Below are 15419 nucleotides of genomic sequence, written 5' to 3'. Positions count from 1 at the left end.
CAATTACGTAGAGAAAAGTCTACATTCTATATCATGCAACCTCATGGAAAGTAATTCCTCACGGGAATACCCAGTCATTAGGCAAGCCGCATCGTTGACGTAAAGAAATTGCGCGCTTGCTCCTAAACAGAAGGCAGCATCTACAGCGTGATTAATCAGGAAGTGAGCAAAGTTCATCTCTACTTCTGGTTCTATTACCCTTTGATTGTTTGATCTAGTCAATGTAGGTTCGCCAGAATTCATATTCATAGTTGCTCCTGGTAATTAATCAGCGCAATAGTCATTAATGAATTAATAGTCATAATTTACTTAAATTATTGCTGCACTGTCAGGCTGTTAAAAAATCAGATTATTAATTAGTAAAACAGCAAAAATTACCAACGGTGTTAACAAAACTTATCATACCAGTAAATAGAAACTTATTGAACTAATTTTTCCTAAAAAAACTAAATTAATTCAGAGTTTTTTACTGACTTCAATAGCCTTTTATGGCAATAGCGAATTCAGACAAATCAAATTTAGATTAGTCAGTAAAACTTCTTAGATAGGAGTTGAAAACTCTTAATCTATAAGTAGAAAAAATATTTTAAATTTAAACTAGCCCTACAGCAGAACTAAGTATGTTTCACCAACCTAAAATTGCTGGGTTTCGACTGGGGGAAGGTTAAAGTATAAGGATTTTTTATCCTTTAACCTTTCCCGTGTCAAGGGCTTTAGCCAACTACTAGTACAAAACAGTGGAAGTTGTACTACCTTCAACCAGTTGCTTGAGCAACTTGTCTGATTAATTAAGATGTTGGCTGGATTTACGCCATGCTGTCCTAGTGTAGACTCATTTGATTTTTAACATAAATGCGATGTACAGTGCTTGACTTGACCTAAATGAACAAAATTTTACTCAGCATGTTTATTATCTTAATTTATCTTAACTTGCTCTCTCATGTATATAACTATAGAAAAATATGCTTAGTCATCCGTCGTAAGAAGTACATTGAGAGTGAAAATATACGTATATTTTCACGTATAACATAGTGTTTATTTTGTCATAAATAAACACTACATCCTGTATTAAGTACAAAAAAGGCACTTATGTGTAACAAAAACGTTATTTGCTATTATTTAATACTGAACTTTTAGTCATCTTTCAAGACAAATATAGCGATTCTCATTTGAATAAAGTTAATAAACAATGTCTTTATCGTTACAAATAATTGACTCCAAGAGTTTTTGGTGACAAGATAAAGACCGCCAAACTGGTGGACTTCTGCTCATGCTTTAATTCTGATCAAAACTTGTGTAAGTCCCAAAGCAAAAGAATTTGCAAATATATCAAAAGATTTTTTATTGCAACTTTGGTCATATAATGCTTCTGCGATCGCAGCATATCAATCTTTTAAATCGACTAAGCTGGAAATGTCGCAATCACGATTTAAGCGAAAGAATTTACACCTAGATCAAAAGATTTTTCATTGTCAATTAGATTTTTATCATAGCGCTCGTCACAAATTAAAAACCTGCTATGCATATTAAAAAGTAGGTAGGTACTATTAAAAGTAGCTATATTAAGTTTTGTAAAGATTATGAGAAGTGCTTGAATCCAGGTTAGTTGATAGTTTATAGGCGTTTATATGCTTTAGTTTTTCCCTACCAACCTACTTAATTACTCTACCTATCAAGATGAAAACGAAAGATTTGACACCTCAATCAAAAGATTTTTGATTGTACAAGTATCTTCATCTCCCTTATTCTGGTTTCAAGAAGCACAGCCTCAACTGTTGTGTGCATTCGGTAAAAAAATTTTTTGGTACTGCGCTCACAAGCATCTATTAGCAGCGATCGACCATTTCTACAACCGACCAAGTTAGGTCATCGCTGTCATCAACAACAGAGTTGTTTGCCATAAATATTTCTAGCGCTGTGATTGTAAACTGAAAAGTCTTTGTGTAACTTCCTGTAATAATGTGAAACCAATGAGTCAAACTATACTGGTTCAAACTCTCCTCTCATCACCACTGAGCCATACAAGGAATTTCCAGCAAATAGATATGTCGAATCTGTGTCTGACGATACACGTCAGTTTGATGAATCGGAGAAAATGGTGCAATTGAGCCTTTTTTAAACGATGAAGTCGCCCCACCCCTATCAGTTGCCGATGCGATCGCTCAAATGTTGGTAAATTTGGGAGTAAGCTACGCCTTTGGTGTCGCCGGTGGTGCAATGGCGAGCCTTTGGGGTGCGCTATCCAATAGCAATATAGAAGTCTTGAACTTCCGGCATGAAGCAGGAGCTGCATTTGCCGCGACCGAAGCTTACTTTGCTAACAATCGTCCCACTGTAGTTTTTACCACAGCAGGGCCGGGGATCACCAACGCCCTCACCGGATTATTTGCAGCTCGTGGCGAAGGTGCAAAGGTAATTTTGCTATCGGCTTGCACCTCTGCACCGCAACGTGGACGTTGGGCAATTCAAGAAACCAGCACTTATACATTGCCAACTGGAGGGATTTTTACTTCAGGAGCGCTATTTAACTATGCAATCACTATTGAATCTGCGGCTGAACTACCGCAGATTTTCCGCAAACTTGCTTTAGCTATGGCGCAACCAGGCGGATTTGTCGCCCATTTGAGCATTCCCACCGCAGTGCAGACAAGTTTATTTGAGAATATATCCTTGCCTGAACTAGATGTTACTCCGTTTCCGATGACGGCTTCAAAAGAAGCGATCGCTAAATCTGTAGAGTTATTATCATCTGGCCCTTTTGCCATCTGGGTTGGTTTCGGTGCGCGTGACGCAGCAGAGGAAATCCTTGAACTCGCTGAAAGAACTGGAGCAGCCGTCATGTGTTCACCCCGTGGTAAAGGTATCTTCCCCGAAGATCATCCCCAGTTTGTGGGTGTCACAGGTTTAGGCGGTCATGCTTCCGTCTTAACTTATATGGAACAGCAACCTCCACGACGCACACTCGTATTAGGAACCCGCCTTGGTGAACCGACTTCCTTCTGGAGTTCGGCGCTAGTTCCCAAAGAAGGTTTTGTCCATGTAGATATTGATCCCGAAGTGCCAGGTGTAGCCTATCCCCACGTTGAAACTTTCGGAGTTCGGTCTGATATCAAAGCTTTTGTGGAAGAGTTATTGCAGCAATTACCAGATGCTCCTCATTCCACAACTTTGTCGCTACCTCGTCCAGAACGCAAAGCAATTGAACCTGCACCAGATGTAGATTATCCAGTGCGGCCAGAAGTATTGATGGCAGCAATTCAAAAGATCATTGTTGAAGATACCGATGCCGTAGTGATGGCGGAGTGCGGTAACTCGTTTACTTGGTCAACTCATCTACTCCAATTTTCCGAAGCTAATCGTTACCGAGTCAGCACCGGAGTTGGCGCAATGGGTCATGCCGTCACCGGAGTATTGGGTGCAGCGCTGGCGAACAATAGCAAAGCTGTAGGAATTGTTGGCGATGGAGCCATGCTGATGAATAACGAAATCAGCACGGCCGTGAAATACAGAATTCCCGCTATTTGGATTGTACTTAACGATGCGCGTTACAACATGTGCCATCAAGGGATGAAAATTTTGGGATTAAAGGGTGCAGATGCAACACTCCCACCCACAAACTTCGCCATGATTGCTCGTGGTATGGGAGCAGAAGCGATCGTAGTCCTCAGAGAGTCAGATATCGAAGCAGCATTAGAACAAGCGATCGCATCAAATGTTCCCTTTCTGATCGATGTAGTGATTGACGCTGATCGACCAGCACCATCTGGCGCACGTAATAAAAGTTTAGCAGCACAAGGAGTTAAATCAAGTTCGGCTAAAAATCCAGCCAAGCAAGTTTCATTTCCAATGATTTAATTTTAAAAACTGGCAATCGAATGAGATTGTTACAGACATTACTTGCTTCCGGCTCAAAGATTTATTAACGAACCGCCAACGTGTAGCGTCATGTAGAGAAGGACGCTAAGGAAGAGAGTAAAACACGGGAGCATTCCAATCTTTCAAAAATTCACGACACTGATGTAAAAACCCTTTGTAACTCTCTTACCTTTGCGCTCTTTGCGCCCTTTGCGGTTTATTTTTTCACTCTCTTATTCCAGCCAAAAACACACTCAGCAAGCTGGAATTTCAAATGTTTGATTTTTGGACACTAAGAGATTTCTTACTTCACTCAATCTTAATATTCGAGAGTGTTTTTCTGTCTATATCCTTACATTTCGTAATGTTCATTACTTTCTCTAACCAATTCCCACCAATATCGAGAGGTCAAGATGCTGCTATTTGAAACTGTTAGAGAAATGGGTCACGAACAAGTTCTCTTCTGTCATGGTAAAAATCCCGAAATTAAAGCAATTATTGCCATCCATGACACGAGCTTAGGCCCAGCGATGGGAGCGACAAGACTCATGCCTTACGTCAACGAAGAAGCCGCTTTGAAAGATGCGCTTTCGTTTGAGTCGGGGAATGACATATAAAGCTGCTTGCGCCAACATTCCGGCTGGTGGAGGCAAAGCAGTCATTATCGCTAATCCTGAAAATAAAACAGATGATTTGTTGAGAGCTTATGGTCGTTTTGTTGAGAGCTTGAATGGGCGTTTTATTACCGGACAAGATGTCAATATTACCCCTGATGATGTGCGGACAATCAGCCAAGAAACTAGATATGTTGTTGGAGTATCAGAAAAATCTGGTGGCCCCGCTCCCATAACATCTTTAGGAGTTTTTCTCGGAATTAAAGCTGCTGTAGAATCTCGTTGGCAGAGCAAAAGACTTGATGGCATGAAAGTTGCAGTTCAAGGCTTAGGAAATGTAGGCAAAAATCTTTGCCGACACTTACATGAGCATGATGTCAAGCTTTTTGTTAGCGATGTAGATCCAGCCAAGGCAGAAGAAGCAAAACGGCTTTTTGGGGCAACTATTGTCGAGCCAAGCGAAATTTACTCTCTTGATGTAGATATATTTTCTCCTTGCGCTTTAGGAGGAATTCTTAATAGTCATACAATTCCTTTTCTGCAAGCTTCTATTATTGCTGGTGCAGCCAATAATCAATTGGAAAATGAGCAACTACATAGCCAAATGCTTGCAAAGAAAGGAATTCTTTACAGCCCTGATTATGTAATTAATGCTGGAGGGCTAATCAATGTTTATAACGAAATGATTGGTTATGACGAAGAAAAAGCTTTTAAGCAAGTGCATAACATTTATGACACCCTATTAGCAATTTTTGATATTGCTAATCAGCAGGGAGTTACTACTAACGATGCTGCCAAGCGATTAGCAGAAGACCGTATTCAGAACGGTAAACGAAACAAGACTAAAGCGATCGCAGCTTAATTTTTATTATCTTAAGGAGTGAGAAGTGGAAAAAAATACCTTTGCGACATCAGCTTATATTGCTACTTCACCAGAGAGCGCCTTTGACTACCTTTGTAGTTTAAAGAACTTGGATGAATGGACGCTTTATAGCCGGATGAAAGAACAAGTTGACGAAGATACCTGGCTCGGAACTGCATCCGGTTATCACAAAAATCTTTACTATCACGTTAAAAAGTTAGAAAATCCGCTATTTTATGGCATTGAGTGGCACTGCGGATTGGAGTATCAGAAATATTTTCAAGTTTACCCTGTCTTGTTGTTTCCTACAGACTACATCGAGCCAGGTACAGATGAAAAAGGTGTGTATTTTCATTGGTTGAGCTTTGTCGATCCCAAACGGCAAACTCAGATGATTATGCAGGGAATTCATACAGTACATACTTCCGAATGTCGTTCTCTCAAAGTATTTAGAACGCAAGGCAGGTCTGACATCAGCAGCTAAAGGCAGCCACTTTATTGATACAGACACAATTTATGTTGATGCCCCAATTGAAATCGGCATCGAATACTTAAAAGACCTAAACAACATAGATGAGTGGGCGCATTTATTACACCCAGATGGTGATATTACTCCTGAATCAGGTGAATTCAAAGATGAATATGACCAGAAAGTAAAAGTATCTGTACGTGTTCATAGTTTGAGTAAATACTACTTGCTTGAACAAGAACATTTTTATCCAGATTACGACTACTATCAGCGCTCTGTAGCCTTACTCATCCCAACCGCTTATGCATTCGCTGATCCCGAAGCTTCTGGTTTTATTCTGCATCGAATCACATTCTGGAAAACAGACGGAACCGTCACCCACGGCAAACTTCAAATTGAAGACTTTGGCGCTGAAAGCATGAACATCAAACGTTTACTAGAAGCCAAAGCTGGCAACCTCAAATCATTTGATCGAGGAATGAGCTATCTACCAAAAACTCCAGAAGCACTAGTCACCAACTAAAACCTCAGCGCTCCTCTGCGTTTCCCTTTGCGCCCCTCTGCGTTTAAAATCCCCCCTTAATTCCTCAAGATTACCTGCAACACATGAAACAGAAACAACTTACTATTACTTTCCTCACCTTTTGTGTTGCCGCTTTTTCTGGAATCAAAGCTGCCTCAGCTGCATCCTTTTCAGTCATCGCCGATGGTTTATATAACGCCGGAGGTTTGAGCTTTAGCCCTGATGGTAATCTCTATGTTACAGAGGCGGGAATAGGGGGAAGTGGCGCTTGTGTTCCACCGGCAAGCGGTCAAGGCGATTCATTATGCTATGGCACAAGTGGTGCAGTTACCAAAATTGAGAATGGTAAGACCGAGCGCATACTTACAGGACTTCCTTCCTTAGCATTACCAGATGGTACTGGAGCCGCCGGCCCCCGTGACATCAAATTTGATGCTACAGGTAAACCTTATGTTCTGATTGGGTATGGGGCTGATCCAACCTTTCGCGATCGCAATTTAGGTGACACTGACCTCGGTAAAATCATTGCTCCCGATTTTAATACCAGTTCCTGGAAGAGTGTTGCCGATTTAGCTAACTATGAACTCGCCAACAATCCCGATGGTGGTGATGTCGGTAGCAATCCCTTGGGTTTTGCAATAGATGGCAATAAGTTAGTTGCAGTTGATGCAGGTGCAAACAACTTACTCAGTGTTAACACTGATGCTAGTAATTTGCAGTCCATAGTTGCGTTTCCCCAAGACATCTTGACTAATCCAGTTTTTCCACCCTCCGGTACACCATCCAATGAGCCGGCACAAGTGCCATCTCAAGGTGAAGTGGTGCGATCGCAGTTTGCAAGTCAACCAGTACCCTCAAGTGTGACTAAAGGCCATGATGGCGCTTATTACATCAGCCAATTTACTGGTTTTCCCTTCCCGGAAGGTGGGGCAAAAATCTATCGAGTCGGTGCTGATGGCAAGCCAACAGTCTTCGCCGATGGATTTTACCCAACTCACAGACTTGGAATTTGATACTGAGGGCAATTTGTATGCTTTGCAGTACGCCAATCAGTCAGCTTGGAAGGGCGATTTTGATGGTTCTGTCATCAAAATATCTGCTGATGGGACACGCACAACTCTTCTGAGTGGGAATGGATTAGAGTCGCCTAGCGCCTTGACTATTGGTGCTGATAGCGCAGTATACGTCACAAACCGAGGCGATCGCCCTGGAGGTGGACAAGTTCTCAGAATTGAAAATATCAAATCTGTCCCTGAACCGAGTTCTGCTTTAGGCATATTAGCGATCGCTGCTTTTGGCGCTGGTTGCTTGCACAAAAAGAGAAGCTACTAAACCTCCCATAAATGGGTTTGTGGCGCTCAAGTAAAGAGTTTCAAACCAATCCTAAGTTCCTCAAAGACTGGGATTAGTCATCTTTTAATAACCATAAAGTTTTCCACTTATTTAATTCTCAATCTCCAAAGGTATGAAACTCAAATCATTTGCTCTTACATCTCTGACATTTTGTTTTGCTGCTATTTGTGGAACGCCATCTGTACAAGCTGCAACGCTAACGACAGTTGTTGATGGAGTCAGTAATGCACGGGCTGTTAGCTTTGGCCCCTGACGGTACTCTCTACGTAGCAGAGCCAGGTATCGGAGGAAACGGAATTGCCAACCATCTCCGAGTACCTTGTTTCAGCCTATCTGTGCTGGTAATAGTGGTTCACTGGTCAAAGTTGCATCAGATGGAACCACACAGCGTCTATTCAATAACTTTGAATCTATAGCAGAGCAACCTACTGGCAACCAAGGCGCTGGTATTCAAGATATACAATTCGACTCTCAGGGGAATGCTTATCTTCTAACTGGGTTTGCTGGTTATCCAGGAAATCGTGATTTAGAATCACTTAACCTTGGTTCTCAATTCACTATCCCACCACAGCAACTTGCTACTTTCCCGCCATCCACACCCGATAAAGTACTGAATACTCCGCTTTTAGCACAACTTTTCAAAGCTGACTTGAATACCGGAAAGCTGGAAAGTATTTTCGACTTCGGCAAGTATGAAATTACTAATAACCCAGACGGTGGGGATGTAGTTACCAACCCCTTTGATTTGACCGTTAGTGGTGATACTGCTTATGTCGTTGACGGTGGTGGAAACGCCGCTTATAAAATCAAACTTGATGGAAGTGAGTCTGAGGCGATCGCAATTCCCAAGAAAGTCCTTAGTGCCTCGACATTACCACCTTTACCACCAGGACAAGAACTGCCTCCAGGGTTAGTAGAAATGCTTCCAGGAGGAAACATCGCAATTCAAGCAGTACCTACAGGTGGCACGATTGGCCCCGATGGAGCCTTGTACGTTGCCGAATATTCAGGTTTTCCATATCCAGAAAATCAATCGCGGATCTTCCGCATCGGCGAAGATGGGAACCCAGAGGTTTTTCTGGATGGGTTTACACAAATCACAGACTTAACCTTTGATGATCAAGGCAATTTGCTGGTGTTACAGTTCGGCGACGAGTCTCAGTTAAAGGGTGACTTACGGTTCCTTCCCGGTTCTCTGATTAAAGTTGCTCCAGATTTAACTCGCACAATCCTGGTTGCTGCCGGTGAAGGGTTGGAATCGTCTGCTGGAATCGATATTGGCCCTGACGGGCAAATATACGTCACCAAACGCGGTGTTGGCCCAGAACTAGGATCGGTTGTTCGGGTGGATGGTATTGTTACAGAAAGAGTCCCCGAACCTACTTCAATACTTGGCTTACTAGCCCTTGCTAGTGTAGGCGCAACTGGTGCGATCGCCAAGCGCAAACGCCAAGACAAGTTGGGTGAATTGCTACCCAAAGCAGAGATAGTCTAATTCCTCATTACCTGATGTCAGGTAATGGTTAGAGAATAGGCTGCTGCCTCACACAGAAAGTTGCATTTCAAACAGGAGGCAGCAGCCCAAATATTAGGGTTCCCGAACTAGGACTGGGAACGAATATTAGTCTAGGAAAGAGTATACACTCATACAACCAGGACTTCAAACTCATGGGATTAGTCAAAAATTTCTCAATCGGCATTCTCGGTACTGGATTGATGGTCTTGGCAACAGCAGCCCAAGCCAAGGCTGTAACATTAACTTACGACAGAAGTATTGGTAGTCCTGGCTTCGGCCCTGGAGAACTTTTTGTTCCCCAAGGGATAGCGGTGGATAGCCAAGGGAATACCCTCATAGCTAACGGACGCGGTATTAACCCGGCGGATGGTACTCCTAACTTCGACCTTGGTAACAAAATTGAAATATTTAATCCTAGCGGTCAGTATATTGGAGCAATTGGCTCCGGTGGCACAGGGCCTGGGCAGTTTGACGAGCCAACAACTGTAGACTTTAATCCCGTAACAGGGGATTTGTATTCAGGTGATGTTTACAACAACCGCATCAATCAATTCGATTCTCAGGGTAATTTTATTAGATCCTTTGCAAACGGAGATTTTACCCCTCGCGTAAATGATAGGATTTTCTTTGGCCCATCTGGTTTGACATTTGACAAAACTGGCAACGTTTACGTAGGTGATTTTAACGGCGAAAGAATCCTTAAATTCACACCAGACGGACAGCCAATTGGTGTCATTGGTGGCGCTCTTGGCACTGCACCTGGGGAATTCCAAGGCGTAGCAGGTATAAGAATTTCCCCAGTTAGTGGAAATATCTTTGTAGCTGACCAGTATAACAACCGCGTTCAAGTACTCGATCCAACTGGTAATCCTCTGTTGGCATTTGGTTCAGCAGGTAGCGGGCCTGGACAGCTTCTTCAGCCATTGCATCGAAGTGGACGAACAAGAGAATGTTTATGTAGCTGATTCTATCAACAGCCGCGTTCAGGTGTTTGATAAAAACGGTAACTTCTTGACTTCCTACGGTGAACCAGCCCTAGATGCATCAGGCAACCCGGTACCGCCTCCAGCATTAACTGGCTCCTCCTTTTGGCACCCCCTCGACCTTACTCCCGGGAGATTTAACTGGACTGGGTGGCACAAGCCTCAAAGATGGCAAGCTTTATGTGGGCGATTTCTTCAAGGTCGCGTTCAAGTGCTAAACGTAGAGGGTACAACTAAAGTACCTTAACCAAGTTCAGCATTGGGTTTCGTATTGCTCGGACTTGGGGCTGCTACTATCACCTTGCGGAACGTGGGCAACAAAAGACAGTCTTCAGCTTAGAAAAGTAACTGCAAAAACAGTATTAAGTTCTGCTGATGCTTGAGTAACAGTCCTGGTAAGGTGCGTTATGCCAAAGGCATAACGCACCATGTAAATAATTTCGGTAGCGTACTCTCGGCGGTAACACCGGGCAAAAGTTTCAGGTAATTAAATCTGGAACAAGGCAGATAAAAACTGTATAAGACAGTAAAGCCAACATTATAAAAATGCTTTTAGGACATTACATAGTTCATGCAAATTCTGATTTATTCATATAACTATCATCCAGAACCAATCGGCATTGCACCTTTGATGACTGAACTAGCAGAAGGGCTAGTGAAACGAGGGCATCAAGTGCGGGTAATTACAGGTATGCCTAACTATCCTCAGCGTCAGATTTACGATCGCTATCGGGGTAAATTATACGTTACTGAACACAAAAATGGTGTCACCATTCAACGTAGTTACCTGCGGATTAAATCTAAACCTAACCTTATAGATCGCCTACTGCTAGAGTTGAGCTTTGTTTTTACAAGTTTGCCACAAGCTCTCAGGGGCGAGCGACCTGATTTAATTCTCTTAACAGTGCCACCGTTACTAGTCTGCTTACCTGCAACTTTAATAGCTTGGCTATACAACTGCCCAGTAGTACTGAATGTGCAAGATATCCTGCCGGAAGCTGCTGTGCGTGTTGGGCTAATTAAAAATAAGTTAATGATTTCAGCCCTGGAAGCTTTAGAAAAATTTGCCTACCGAACTGCACATAGCATTAGTGTCATTGCCGATGGCTTTGTAGATAATTTAAAAAATAAAGGTGTCCCGGCTAATAAAATTGTCTGTATTCCAAATTGGGTAAATCTAAATTTTATTCGCCCTTTACCGAAGGAGAATAACTCTTGGAGAGCTACTCATCAACTCGATGATAAATTTGTAGTGCTTTATTCAGGTAATATTGCTCTGACGCAAGGTTTGGAGACAGTAATAGAAGCAGCATCTCGCTTGCGTCATCTCAAAGAAATTGTCTTTGTAATTGCGGGTGAATCTCAAGCTCTCAAAAGGTTGCAAAAACATTGTCTTGCTTGTGGTGCAGATAACGTTTTGCTGTTACCATTGCAACCGCGAGAAAAACTACCGCAAATGTTAGCAGCCGCAGATGTCGGGTTGATTGTGCAAAAGAGCAATGTGATTTCCTTCAATATGCCTTCTAAAATACCACTGTTGTTAGCCAGTGGCCGCCCAATAGTGGGTTCAGTTCCCGCCACTGGTACTGCTGCCAAAGCTATCAAAGAAAGTGGTGGCGGCATTATTGTTGAACCGGAGTCAGCAGATGCTTTAGCCGGTGCGGTATTAGATTTATATAATCAGCCGGAATTAGCAGCAAAATTAGGGCGCAAAGGCAGAAAGTTTGCGGTAGAAAACTATTCCTTTGAGCAAGCGCTAAATCGGTATGAAGAGTTATTTGCTGATGTGGTTTCCAAACGGGCGACAACTTTGGATATCTTGCCAGAATTGAGTTCTAAGGAATCACTTGTTGATATTTGAAAATTGGGGATTGGGGACTAGTACCGCAAGGCGGAAGTCAAAAGTTAGAAGTCAAAAGTCAAAAGGAATGCAGCATAAGCGTTTTGTTGAGTTCCGCCGCGCTGTACATGCCCAATTCTAGGTTAAGCGACCTTTATAATATGACTGACTTATGATATTAGATCAGCTTAAAAAAACAGACGAAAGCTTGATTGCCTTACTGAGCGATCGCATATCATTATTAGCAGCATCAGAACAACCTTCTTTAGATGAACAACTGGCTGATGTGGCTCCCCTACTTGCTCAAGCTGGTATTCCTGAGTCTGTTTGGGCAGGTGTAGTAAATAGTTGCCATGCTAGTCTGATTCCTAAATCTGCAACAAATCACATCGCTCCCCGACAAATTACGATCATCGGTGGACGCGGCAGGATGGGAAAATTATTTAAAGAGCAGCTTTCGCTAGTAGGTCACAATGTTAATGTTCTCGAACATGAAGATTGGGAATACGCAGATAAACTGTTGAGTCACACAGAATTAGTATTAGTAAGCGTTCCTATCGAACATACGGTTGATGTTATCAAGCGTGTAGCAAAATATGTCGCCCCAATTACAGCTTTATGTGACATCACAAGTATTAAAACACAGCCAACTCAGGCGATGCTCGAACACCATTGCGGCCCAGTCATGGGTTTACATCCAATGTTTGGGCCAAATATCAAATCGTTTTTAGGACAAAAAGTGATAATTTGTCCAGGTAGAAACGATGATTCATTTCAATGGTTTTTAGATTTTCTTAAAAGTAAAGGTGCTGAGTTAGTCGCTTGCACGCCTGAAGAACACGATCAGATGATGGTGATTGTTCAAGCAACGCAACATTTTTGTAGATTTAGCCTTGGTGTTTTCTTGACACAAGCAAGAATCGATATAGAACAGAGTTTAACAATGTCAACTCCTAATTACCGCCAAGAAATTGACATTGTTAAACGTTTGTTTTCTCAAAATCCTCATTTATGTGTGGATATTATGCTAGCTACAGAAGAAAGGTGTCAGACAATTAGCTTTTTAGCTGATACTTATAGCCGATTGGCGAGACTGGTAGCGAAAAAAGATAGAGACGCATTAATTCAAGAGTTTGAAAACGCTCAAAGCTTCTTTGAAGAGAAAATTAGCAGTTTTATACAGCCTTTAAATGCAGCTGCTAAAACAGCTATCCAACGAGATTTTAAACCACAGATGCACACAAATATTAGCATTTGAGGAACAAAAACTATGCTGATAGACATCTTTCATGATACCGTTTGCCCTTGGTGCAGGATTGGTAAAAAACATTTGTTTGATGCATTAGCACAACGGCAAGAACAAGAGATAAATATTCGATGGCATCCCTTTCTTCTGGACAATACTGTTCCTATTGAAGGTTATGAATTCCGTAGCTTTATGCAAAACAGAAAAGGCATGAAAGCGGAAGAAATGCAACAGATGTTTGATAGCGCCCAACGCGCAGGTGAGGCGGCTGGAGTTAAGCTAGATTTTGATAAAATTAGTTTGGCTGTTAATACTAAGCTTTCTCATCAACTGATTGCACTTGCACCCAGTAATGTAAAAAATGATGTTGTAGAAGCTATTTATAAAGCTTACTTTGAAGATGGCTTGAATATTGGAAATATTGATGTGATTGTTGCCATCGGTACAGCATATCAGATGGATGCTAGCGAATTACGGCTACAATTAAATGATGATGCTGCGGTTGATAAAGTTGTCGCTGAATCAACATTCGCTCGATTAAATGGCATCAATAGTGTTCCGTTCTTTGTGATCAATAACAAAGTCAAGGTAAATGGTTCCTACTCGGTAAAGGCGTTCCTTGAAACTTTGAATCGTGCTGCACTTTTAGATATACCTGCAAAAATATGATAGTTGACATTAAGCAAAAAAGTAAATTCAATCTGCAACCAATTCATCAACGTGTTTCGGTTTCTTTCAACTACGAGGTTTACTTCACGCAAAATTTATTTGAGTTGAAAAATCCCACGTTGGCTCAAGTGATTACAGCAGATGGAGAAACTAAGCCAAAGAAAATATTTGCAGTTGTAGACGCAGGAATATTAAAGTATCAACCTGAATTGGTGAAGCAATTAGTTGCGTATACCAAGTTTTATGCAGAAGTACTAGCGATCGCAGCCGAACCAATGATAATTTCGGGAGGAGAAGCTGCTAAAAACGATCGCAATTTAGTAGATCAAATCCAGCAACAGATTGAAGCAGCTGGATTATGTCGCCACTCCTACATATTAGCGATCGGCGGCGGGGCTGTATTGGATTTAGTGGGATATGCAGCCGCAACTGCTCACCGAGGAATTCGCCTAATTCGAGTGCCGACAACAGTGTTGGCACAAAATGATTCTGGAGTTGGAGTCAAAAACGGCATCAATGCCTTTGGGAAAAAGAACTTTCTCGGCACATTTGCGCCACCTTACGCAGTTATAAATGACTCTGCCTTTCTGACAACCTTAGACGATCGCGATTGGCGTTCTGGAATCGCAGAAGCAATCAAGGTGGCACTAATTAAAGATGCTAGCTTTTTTGATTTTATCCACCGTCACACCCCAGCCTTGGTGTGCCGAGATATGGATAGTATGCAACAGATTATCTATCGTTGCGCTCAGTTGCACTTAGAACATATTGCCAATGGCGGCGATCCTTTTGAAATGGGTTCCTCTCGTCCCCTAGATTTTGGACATTGGGCGGCTCATAAGCTGGAGCATTTGACAAATTATCGCTTGCGTCATGGCGAAGCAGTTGCGATCGGTATTGCTTTGGATAGCACCTATTCCTTTTTAGCAGGATTGCTGGATTATTCAGATTGGCAACAAATATTAAAGACTTTATCGGCATTAGGTTTCGCGTTGTATGTGCCAGAACTAGCCCAGAAGTTATCACAATTGGAAGATCCTGATTGTCTATTTCGGGGTTTAACTGAATTCCGCGAACATTTGGGGGGAGAGTTAACTTTGACGCTGTTACAAGGGATTGGAAAAAGAATTGAGGTTCATGAGGTGGATTTGTTTTTGTACAGGGAAGCAATATCGCTGTTGCAAGAATTTAGGGTGAAGTTTTAAACGCAGAGTGACGCTGAGGGAAGCGCAGAGGAACGCTGAGTTTTTATGAATATACTACTTTTGGGAGAAGCGGAGTATTCTGGATAGCTTTATCAGAGAATTTACTAGAAAAGCAGTATAAAAAGCGAATAAATTGACACCCGATCTAAAAATTATTCAATGTATTATCTGCTTGATATCTAGTATTCTTAGATAAGAAGGAAAAAGTTTTTCATTACATCTTTTAGAAAGAATAGGCGAAAGAAAATATTTTGGCTTGGATTGAAAGTAAGCTGTCTAAGCCT

The 15419-nt window shown here is 42.0% G+C and carries 13 protein-coding genes and 2 pseudogenes; 13 read left to right on the top strand and 2 right to left on the bottom strand.

The window, feature by feature from the left end; genetic code table 11:
- Window positions 1-3 precede the first annotated feature (3 nt).
- Together ANSO36C_RS00240 and ANSO36C_RS00235 are read right to left on the bottom strand one after the other, a co-directional pair.
- Window positions 4-249 (bottom strand): PAS domain S-box protein, encoded by a 246-nt coding sequence (locus ANSO36C_RS00240; RefSeq protein ID WP_251957869.1) that lies wholly within the window; start codon window positions 247-249, stop codon window positions 4-6.
- A gap of 1577 nt (window positions 250-1826) precedes the next feature.
- Window positions 1827-1994 (bottom strand): hypothetical protein, encoded by a 168-nt coding sequence (locus ANSO36C_RS00235; RefSeq protein WP_251957868.1) that lies wholly within the window; start codon window positions 1992-1994, stop codon window positions 1827-1829.
- A gap of 172 nt (window positions 1995-2166) precedes the next feature.
- Between ANSO36C_RS00235 and scyA the strand changes: the two genes are divergently transcribed.
- From scyA to ANSO36C_RS00175, 13 genes and pseudogenes are all read left to right on the top strand, one after another.
- Window positions 2167-3855: a scytonemin biosynthesis protein ScyA gene (scyA, locus tag ANSO36C_RS00230; protein ID WP_410174663.1), complete on the top strand. Its 1689-nt coding sequence runs from the start codon at window positions 2167-2169 to the stop codon at window positions 3853-3855.
- A 413-nt stretch (window positions 3856-4268) separates the two neighbouring features.
- Window positions 4269-5331 (top strand): annotated as a pseudogene (gene scyB, locus ANSO36C_RS00225) (tryptophan dehydrogenase ScyB).
- Window positions 5332-5356: 25 nt separating this feature from the next.
- Window positions 5357-6323: pseudogene (gene scyC / locus ANSO36C_RS00220) on the top strand (scytonemin biosynthesis cyclase/decarboxylase ScyC).
- 83 nt (window positions 6324-6406) lie between these two features.
- Window positions 6407-7336 carry a ScyD/ScyE family protein gene (locus ANSO36C_RS00215; RefSeq protein WP_323374546.1) on the top strand — a complete coding sequence of 310 codons (930 nt, stop codon included), beginning with the start codon at window positions 6407-6409 and terminating at the stop codon, window positions 7334-7336.
- Window positions 7302-7655 (top strand): ScyD/ScyE family protein, encoded by a 354-nt coding sequence (locus ANSO36C_RS34080; RefSeq protein WP_323374545.1) that lies wholly within the window; start codon window positions 7302-7304, stop codon window positions 7653-7655. The genes ANSO36C_RS00215 and ANSO36C_RS34080 overlap by 35 nt, the downstream gene beginning before the upstream one ends.
- Before the next feature lie 133 nt (window positions 7656-7788).
- A complete protein-coding gene (locus tag ANSO36C_RS00210) occupies window positions 7789-7929 on the top strand; it encodes a hypothetical protein (protein WP_251957867.1) in 141 nt (46 codons plus the stop codon).
- A gap of 66 nt (window positions 7930-7995) precedes the next feature.
- A complete protein-coding gene (locus ANSO36C_RS00205; RefSeq protein ID WP_251957866.1) occupies window positions 7996-9171 on the top strand; it encodes a ScyD/ScyE family protein in 1176 nt (391 codons plus the stop codon).
- 173 nt (window positions 9172-9344) lie between these two features.
- Complete coding sequence (gene scyF, locus ANSO36C_RS00200) at window positions 9345-10157, top strand: scytonemin biosynthesis PEP-CTERM protein ScyF (protein WP_251957865.1); 813 nt, start codon at window positions 9345-9347, stop codon at window positions 10155-10157.
- Window positions 10126-10422, top strand: coding sequence for a hypothetical protein (locus ANSO36C_RS00195; protein WP_251957864.1), 297 nt, complete (start codon window positions 10126-10128; stop codon window positions 10420-10422). Before scyF ends, ANSO36C_RS00195 begins: the two co-directional genes overlap by 32 nt.
- A 324-nt stretch (window positions 10423-10746) precedes the next feature.
- Window positions 10747-12036, top strand: coding sequence for a glycosyltransferase family 4 protein (locus ANSO36C_RS00190; protein ID WP_251957863.1), 1290 nt, complete (start codon window positions 10747-10749; stop codon window positions 12034-12036).
- A gap of 151 nt (window positions 12037-12187) precedes the next feature.
- Window positions 12188-13273 carry a bifunctional chorismate mutase/prephenate dehydrogenase gene (gene tyrA, locus ANSO36C_RS00185; RefSeq protein ID WP_251957862.1) on the top strand — a complete coding sequence of 362 codons (1086 nt, stop codon included), beginning with the start codon at window positions 12188-12190 and terminating at the stop codon, window positions 13271-13273.
- Window positions 13274-13285: 12 nt separating this feature from the next.
- Entirely contained in the window at window positions 13286-13930 is a 645-nt protein-coding gene (locus ANSO36C_RS00180) for a DsbA family oxidoreductase (protein WP_251957861.1), read from the top strand.
- Window positions 13927-15135, top strand: a complete 1209-nt coding sequence (locus ANSO36C_RS00175; protein WP_251957860.1) for a 3-dehydroquinate synthase — start codon at window positions 13927-13929, stop codon at window positions 15133-15135. Before ANSO36C_RS00180 ends, ANSO36C_RS00175 begins: the two co-directional genes overlap by 4 nt.
- The last annotated feature ends 284 nt before the right edge of the window (window positions 15136-15419 follow it).

The organism is Nostoc cf. commune SO-36 (genome assembly GCF_023734775.1).
GTDB lineage: Bacteria > Cyanobacteriota > Cyanobacteriia > Cyanobacteriales > Nostocaceae > Nostoc > Nostoc commune_A.
The sequence above is the reverse complement of the archived record's forward strand: the minus strand, read 5'-3'. Positions and strand labels throughout refer to the sequence as shown.